The organism is Cyclobacterium sp., from assembly GCF_014762705.1.
Taxonomy (GTDB): Bacteria; Bacteroidota; Bacteroidia; order Cytophagales; family Cyclobacteriaceae; genus Cyclobacterium.
On the sequence record NZ_JABURL010000025.1, the window covers coordinates 19420 to 27443 of the forward strand.

Sequence of the window (8024 nt, forward strand, 5' to 3'; positions counted from 1 at the left end):
TGGCAATTTTAAAGTGATATATTGAAACCAACAGTGACAATTCTAGGCATAGGTGTTAGCCCTGATTCCGGATCCCAACCTGGCCAACTGGAAAAGGTGTATAAGTTTCTCACGGATCCAAAGACCCTAAAATTTTGCAAGTTATAGCGCTGGGACAGTGCATTTGGAACATTATAAGAAAGAGAAAAATCCTGGATTCTTACGAAAGAGGAAGATTTATAGGGCATGACTCCTCCCCCAAACGGAGAATCGTTAACACTCAGCCTGGGATAATCATTGGTCCTGTTGTCAGGGGTCCAGTAGGGGTAATTGGCTGTACTTCTTCTGTCAAAGGTAGACCATCCCGCTACAGAGGGAGAAAAAGCCCTCATATGTCCCAGATCAGCTCTGATAAACAAGGAAGCGGTAAAATTCCTAAGAAAAGTCACATCATTTCTAAATCCGATTCTATGCCTTGGTTGACTGAATCCAATGAACCTTTTATCCTGTAAGGCCTCGTACACACCATTGCCATCTACATCATTGGCTTTTATATCTCCGGGACTAAGGTTGTATTCAGCAGCTTCCTGAGCCTCTTCCACCTGCCAGGTACCCAAAATATCATAATCCCAGACCACATCTATGGGCTGACCTATAAACCATTCATTTTCAAAATCAGGTATTTCACCAGAGATGGTCTGCCCTTGAAGGGTATATTCACCTGTGTCTCCAAATAAAGAAATGATTTCATTCCTGTTCATGGAATAATTGATATTGGTCCTCCAGTTAAATCCAGGTCGGTTGATCACTACCGCTCCCAGGGTGGCCTCAAAACCCCTGTTGGCCAGCTCACCTATATTGGTGGTCACATTTTCGAATCCCGTAACCCTAGGCAAAGAACGGTCTACCAACAGGTTCACCGTACTCATGTCATAATAATCCAAAGTCAGATTGATACGATTGGCCAATATTCCGATATCAAAGCCAAAATTATAAGATTCTGTTTCCTCCCAAGAAAGGCCCGGGTTGGAAAGCGTAGATGTGAATATTCCCATCTGAACCTGAGATCCATTGTAGTATTGATTGCTCCCCATTTGGGCAAATGAAGAATATGGGCCAATATCCCGGTTACCGTTTATTCCCCATGACAACCTCATTTTAAGTTGGTCAATCAGGCTCGAATTGTAAAACGCTTCATCTGAAATTTGCCATGCAAAAGCCAATGCAGGAAATATGGCCCTGGGGTTTTCTCTACCGAAGGCACTGAAACCATCCCTTCGTATGGAGCCTGTAAACAAATATTTTTCCATCAGCGTGTAATTTAACCTTCCCATTAAACCTTCTCCAGTATAGGTAATATCATTTGTTTCAATAGTGGGATCACCGCCAAATTGCATCCCGTGGTATCCCAGAATCGCACTCGGAAGAAAAGTTTGGTTAGCCATGCTGGAACTGTATATCCTGTTCTTTTCCAGATTGTACAAAATAGTGACATCAAAATTGTGCACTCCGAATTCCCTGTCCCATTTCAACAGGTTGTCCACCATCCACTCATAAGTATTGGATTCAAATCTGGTTGCCCTGCCTCCTGCATAAGTTTGGCCACCGGTAATAGTCTCGGGAGACCAATAATTATAATCCCTAACACTTTCTATGCGGGGCTGGTAGGAAGACCTGAAAGTTATGCCGAATGGAAGTTTAAACTCGGCAAACAAGGTATTGAAAAAATTATTCCGTTTGTGAAAGCGGTCCTGACCCAGGTAATTGATCAATGGATTTTGACCCCCTATGTATCCATGTGGAAACCATTTGATGGATCCATCTTCCTCATACATTTGGGCATATGGACCTGTTTGGTACATGCCCGTTAGGTTAGCCTGGACCACGCTTTCATCCCTGGATGAAAACTGGGAATTCAACCCCACTTTCATCCAGTCGGTCACTTCAAAATCAAAGTTGATCCTGGAACGAATTGTGGAAAATTTATCTCCCACAATAATCCCCTCATTGTCCAGGTATCCCAAAGACCAGTAATATTTGATTTTTTCTGTACCGCCTCCTATACTCAGGTCATATTCCTGCCGCATACCGGGCTTCATCACTTCATTCCTCCAATTGATGGTTTCTCCGGCCAGATAGGCCTCCACTTCATCAGGGAAAAAATTCAACCGGGACAGCCATTCTCTTGTATTATCAGGATTGGGATTGTTATTGGATGCCCTCCACTGCTCCAGGGTAACTCCCTCTGGCAATTCTTCTGGATTGAACCAATGGTAATCTGGCTGGGCCTGCCCCAGTGTCCTGAAATAATCTCTTCTAAAATCAAGATAGCCCTGCGGACCTCGAACTGCAAAATCATCATTTGTGGGTCCGGCCACCCCCAACTTGGTGGTGAAATTAATGGTAGGTGCTCCTGTTTTACCTCTGGTGGTAGTCACCAGGATCACCCCTGAAGCAGCCCTGGCACCAAATACCGCTGCCGAACTGGCATCTTTGAGAATATCCACGGACTCAATATCATTGGGATTGATATCCCGAAGACTTCCATTAAAAATCACGCCATCCAAAACCACCAATGGTTCGGTGCCTGCACTCAGGGAAGTAGGCCCCCTTACTTCCAGGGAACTCCCACCTGCGGCAGAGGTCCCCTGATTGGCATTGAACCCTGCAACGGTTCCCGCCAGCATATCCGTAAGCTGTACATTGCTTTGGTTTTTAAAAGATTCGGGGTCCACCCTGACGACAGACCCGGTAAGGTCACTTTTCTTAACCGTTCCGTAGCCAACTACCACTACTTCTTCCAACTGTGCCTGGTCTGCGACAAGGTCTACATTGATGGTGGTTCGGTTACCTACCCTTAATTCCTGGGTCAAATACCCTACAAATGAAAAAATCAATTCCGAATCTTCATTCGGAACCCTGATGGAATAAGATCCATCGATGTCAGTTACCGTTCCCATGGACGTCCCTTTTATCAAGATATTAACTCCTGGTAAGCTTTCTTTGGTGGAATTATCGAAAACCTGACCGGAAATTTGCTCCCCTTGCTGGGCGGTAGCAAAATGACCGGGAAACCAATATAAGACTATTGCAAAAAGGTAAAAAACCAAGACTTTTGGAGGCTTTTGAGATTTACCCCATTTGCATAAGTCCGACAACCTTTTCTCTGAATTGTTTTGTGATCTGTAATTTTGCTTCATGATGTAGTGCGTTAAAGGATTAATGATTAAAAGCTATTTTGGCATTGAGGGTATTCTTTACGTGTACGTTACCTTAAAAATAAAATTTTATTGCACAACATCAAAATGTTTAGGATCTATTCATTGTGGAAAATTTATAATTTTTAGCTAATTTCAAACATGGGTGATAAATCCATGCAATAAAGAATAATATTTGATTTAAAAATACGGCTCAAATTAAGGTTCTACTTAGAAAAAATATACCATGAATAATAATTACGCTAAAACCAGCAAAATTTCGGTTTTAGACTTGAGACTAACTTGCTAAGCCCATTACAGGAATAAGTAGCATGCCCACGTTTCATGCGCAAAATCGAATAATATAGATCTCCTAAATTTCACGGTGAAAGATCGCCATATCTAAATCATTCAATGCTGGCATCTGTTACCTATACCCTACTATTCCCCTAAAAAAAAGATTCATTACCAAAAAATCTTGTTGGAGAAAAACATCAGGTCCAGTTATTTATCCACAGGGTCTGAATCAAAATGAAATTAAATTCTCCCCCAATTTGATTTGCCTATTGCTGGATTGGGATTTCACAACTGTTACCCTTTGTTGTTTCAATTTTATTCCGGACAAGTTTAGTCTGAGTTCAAGTTTTTTTGTCGAACTTTATATTCTAACCAAATCAAAAACCTATGAAAAAATTAAATGTAATTTTTGCTGTATTCATCTGCCAGTTTGCATTGGTGCAAGCCCAGGCCCAAACCACCATGGAAGAATTTATGGCCAAATGGGAAAATAGCCGGGCCTTTACCCTGGAAGCCATAGAAACCATGCCAAATGATTTACTGGATTACAAACCCCATGAATCAGCCATGTCATTTAAAGAACAAATAACCCACATTGGGGGAGCCATGGCTTCTATTTGTCAGGGCTTTTTAATGGGTGAAGAAATGGGCTTTGACCATAAAGTAGAGCCTCAAACCAAAGAACAAATGAGTGCTTTCATCAATCAATGCTATGATTATGGAAAAAAAACCATCGCCTCCCTCAGTCAGGAAGAAATGGAAGAAGTAATTGATTCATTTGCAGGTAAAATCACCCGCCGCCAGATGGTGGGTCTTGTGGACGACCACACCACACACCACAGAGGAGCGGCCATTTCCTATATCCGCGCCAACGGAATTCAACCTCCAGCCTTCAGGGGCCTTTAGGTCGTTAAATGAAAAAACCCGAAAGGAAAAATCTGTCCTTTCGGGTTTTCTTTCTATTTCATTACCAGGCCTACCTTAATTCATGCCCATATAGTCCACAGCCAGTTGGCTCAATGCCCTGACACCCAACACAAATCCACTTTCATCCAGGTAAAAATCCGGAGTGTGGTGAGAGGGGGCTGTTTCCGGGTCTGCATCTGCCGGCATTCCGCCCAGAAAAATAAACAAGCCAGGTTTTTCCTTTTGGTAAAAGCTAAAATCTTCTGCCCCGGTGACGGGGTCATGTAACCAAACCTTATCCTTTCCGGCTACCTTTTCCAGGCTTGGTAACATCATGGCTGTCAATTCGGGATCATTAAAGGTGACGGGATACATTTTCTTTATGTTGATCTCTGCAGTTGCGCCGGCACTCTCTGCTATATTTCCCCCGATTTCCCTGATTCTTCTGTGAATGAGCGTTTGCTGGGCTTCACTGTAAGTCCTGATCGTTCCGATCATTTCTACTTCCTCCGGAATGATATTGTGCCTTACTCCGCCATGGATGGCACCAATGGTGACTATGGCAGGGATCTCTATGATTTTCACATTGCGGCTAACAATGGTCTGCAAACCCATCACGATTTGAGAGGATGTTACAATCGGATCTATGGAAGACCAGGGATAGGCACCATGCGCCTGCCTGCCTTTGACCTGGATTTCCAGATTGTCCACTGCGGCCATGGATGGCCCCGGTTTATATTTAATAACCCCTACAGGAGTTTGTGAATTGATATGCAAACCAAAAATAGCATCCACATCATCCATTACTCCCTCTTCTACCAACTGTTTGGCTCCCCAGCTTTCCACTGTTTTGTCCTCCAATCCCTCTTCAGCCGGCTGAAATATAAATTTGACCGTTCCTTGAAGGTCATCCTTCATGCCCGCCAGTACCTCCGCAACGCCCATCAGGATGGCCACATGGGAATCATGCCCACAGGCATGCATCACCCCTGTTTCCTGGCCATTGTAATTGGTGGTAACCTGAGATTTGAAAGGCAAATCATTGCGCTCGGTTACCGGTAAAGCATCCATATCCGCCCTGATGGCCACTGTGGGGCCTGGTTGGCCACCTTTCAATAGCCCAATAACGCCTGTTACCGCAAGCTCTTCAGTTACCTCCATACCCAAACTTCTCAGGTGATCTGCCACTATGCCGGCTGTTCGGGTTTCTTCATTGCCCAGTTCGGGGTGCTCGTGAAAATCCCTTCTCCAATCAATGACTTGTTGCTCCACAGCCATTGCCTTCTCGTTGATTTGATCCTGCAATCCGGACTGTGCATGTACAAAGGGAAAAGAAAAAAGGAATAGAATGGTTAATGTAATTTTGTTCATCGGTATTGGTTTTCGGTGGAATCAAATTTAATAAGTTTTACCTGTCAATGTTTATAATATTTTGAATTATTCCAGCCAGATAAATTGGGTGAAAGCACCATTGGCCGCCACGTCCCAAACTTCTACCCTGACCCAGGATCTGCCACGGAGGTCAATCGGGAATTCAAACTCCTGGCTTCCGAAGGCCCTGGTTTTTTCAAGGCTGATTTTTTCCCGGTACACCGTTTCCCCGTCTCCTGAGATGACCTCCACAAAATTAAGCGGAAATGTCCAGCTTAGATTCAGGTTCAGGTTGACATCAGCAGGGTCGTCCAATACCAAAATTTCTCCGGAGCTTTTTTCATTAATGGTAAAATCCGGGATCAAAACTTCTCCGGTGGTTACAAAAAACTCTCCCTTCTCCATTGCATCCAGGACCGGTTGCCAACCATCTTCAAATTTTGGAAGCTTATCCATGCGCAGGTAATTGATATTCATGTGTCCATATATTTCATATTCAGGCTCCAGTTTAAAAAGATCCGCTTCTCCTATCGCATATTTTTTATGGCCCCAATTGGCCATATCATCCATCAAATCCAGGACCCTTTTCCCAATTCTGGGCTGAGAAAGGTCGGCAGGAATGGCTTTCCATGCTGCACCAAGGAAACGATCGGAATGAAAAAATGCCTCATCCCGGTATTGGTCGGGAAAGCCTGTGGAACCTTTGGTACGTGCATGTGCCGTCCAGGCAAGGCCCTTCTCCTCCTCCAGTAACCTGAGCATTTCTTCTTTGTTGCCTACGCGGTATACTTTGCCATATTCGGGGACCTCTTCCACAAAAGGCTGACCCTGTTCCCTTGACATGATCCAGTAAACGGGTTTAGGGAAAATATTCATCCAGTGTCCGCCAAAATGACTGTTGGGTTCTTCTCCCGGAAGCATTAAGAAATCTCCGGAAGAAAGCCTGGCACATTCCTCAAACATGGTGCGGAATTCTGACAACCTTCTGGGGCCATGATCTCTCGGGTTCCCTGCCAGGTGAAATTCCCCCAGGTGCATGATATTTACACCCAGATCCCGCAACGCCCTGACATGCCCCGGAATTTCCGGAAGGGGTTTGTGGGTAAGTACATCATTTACGTGCTCCGTATGAAAATGGCTCGCCATGGTTCGGTACCCCGGAAGGGGTTGATATGAATCACCATGAGTATATTTTTTTACTTCCTCGAGCACCTGCCCGTCCTTCTCTGCGCTCAACAAAAGGAAAAAATTCAATCGCTGTTCGGTACCCGGTGGAGCATTGAACCAGGGCACATGCCGCCTGTCTCCCATCAAATCCTGCCGGATACCCAAGCCAAAGCCTGGAATCAAATCCCGGTAGCCCTTACCATACCAGGTGAATTTAAGGTTATAGGCATTGTCCAGGGGGTAAAAATATTGGTGTGGTGGGGGGAAGATGGCCAGGCTTCCACCTTTACTTTCACCAATAAGGCTGCGGTATTTCACAGCAAGCTCCTTGCTTCCGGTTGATGTATCTACACTTACAGCCTGAAGATACCCTTCCGTATCCGCCCAGAAAATCTCCTCCCAAACTGGTTCCTGATTTACCAATCCGGCATCATAGATAATGGCCACCGAATCTTTATCCGTTTGCATGACGGCTGCCAGATTGAGAAGGGGACTTCCATCATACAAAGTGATTTCCAGTGCACCGGAAAAATGCGCCGCAGAGACCTCTGATAAGATAATATTTGTTCGGCTTCCCTCATTGTTCACACTAGCAGCTGTTTTCTTAATTTTCAACAAATGCGGGGTGTAGGGAAGGTATGCTGTCCGGTCAAAAAAAATGTTCCAGCCACTACCCTTTGTCAGGTCCCTTTTGCCTTCAGTGAGTACAAAGACCTGATCCATGCCTCGTGCAATTTCTGTAAACCTCCCCTCATCGGTGCTTACCTGTATGCTATTAAATAATGGCTGACCCTCCTCCAGGTCAATTAAAAGTTTTCCCTTCTCCTGATTACCTGTGGGCCAGGTGACCTCCAGTATATTTTCTGTCACGGAGACGGTAGCGGCTGCCTTTTGATCAAAACCGGTAAAATCAACCTTGTTTTGGGCAGAAAGATTCAAATGTAAAACAAGTAAACAACCTAAAAAGAAAATTTTCATCTGATTTTTTTTAAAACGAGTAGACAATGGAGCGTGTTTTAAAATAGTTCCAGAAGCTAGGTAATCTGTATTACTTAATCCATAAATGTTAGTGATTTTTATTTCTTCGAATATATTGATGTATTTTTT

Annotated in this window: 4 protein-coding genes; 1 reads left to right on the top strand and 3 read right to left on the bottom strand. The window is 44.2% G+C overall.

Annotated features, from left to right (window positions below; all coding sequences use genetic code 11):
- Positions 1–8: 8 nt before the first annotated feature.
- Positions 9–3179: a SusC/RagA family TonB-linked outer membrane protein gene (locus HUJ21_RS04125; protein WP_291367572.1), complete on the bottom strand. Its 3171-nt coding sequence runs from the start codon at positions 3177–3179 to the stop codon at positions 9–11.
- 681 nt (positions 3180–3860) lie between these two features.
- Here HUJ21_RS04125 and HUJ21_RS04130 point away from each other — a divergent pair.
- The gene (locus HUJ21_RS04130; RefSeq protein WP_291367574.1) at positions 3861–4379 is read left to right on the top strand and encodes a DinB family protein; all 519 of its coding nucleotides are present in this window, start codon (positions 3861–3863) and stop codon (positions 4377–4379) included.
- Positions 4380–4454: 75 nt separating this feature from the next.
- Here the strand turns inward: HUJ21_RS04130 and HUJ21_RS04135 are convergent, their stop codons facing one another.
- Positions 4455–5750: an amidohydrolase gene (locus tag HUJ21_RS04135; protein WP_291367576.1), complete on the bottom strand. Its 1296-nt coding sequence runs from the start codon at positions 5748–5750 to the stop codon at positions 4455–4457.
- 66 nt (positions 5751–5816) lie between these two features.
- Positions 5817–7895, bottom strand: a complete 2079-nt coding sequence (locus HUJ21_RS04140) for a hypothetical protein (protein WP_291367578.1) — start codon at positions 7893–7895, stop codon at positions 5817–5819.
- Positions 7896–8024: the final 129 nt, after the last annotated feature.

What these genes read in the sequence shown, in the direction of transcription:
- HUJ21_RS04125 (WP_291367572.1), bottom strand. Translation starts at nt 3,179, where the DNA reads ATGAAGCAAAATTACAGATCACAAAACAATTCAGAGAAAAGGTTGTCG.
- HUJ21_RS04130 (WP_291367574.1), top strand. Translation starts at nt 3,861, where the DNA reads ATGAAAAAATTAAATGTAATTTTTGCTGTATTCATCTGCCAGTTTGCA.
- HUJ21_RS04135 (WP_291367576.1), bottom strand. Translation starts at nt 5,750, where the DNA reads ATGAACAAAATTACATTAACCATTCTATTCCTTTTTTCTTTTCCCTTT.
- HUJ21_RS04140 (WP_291367578.1), bottom strand. Translation starts at nt 7,895, where the DNA reads ATGAAAATTTTCTTTTTAGGTTGTTTACTTGTTTTACATTTGAATCTT.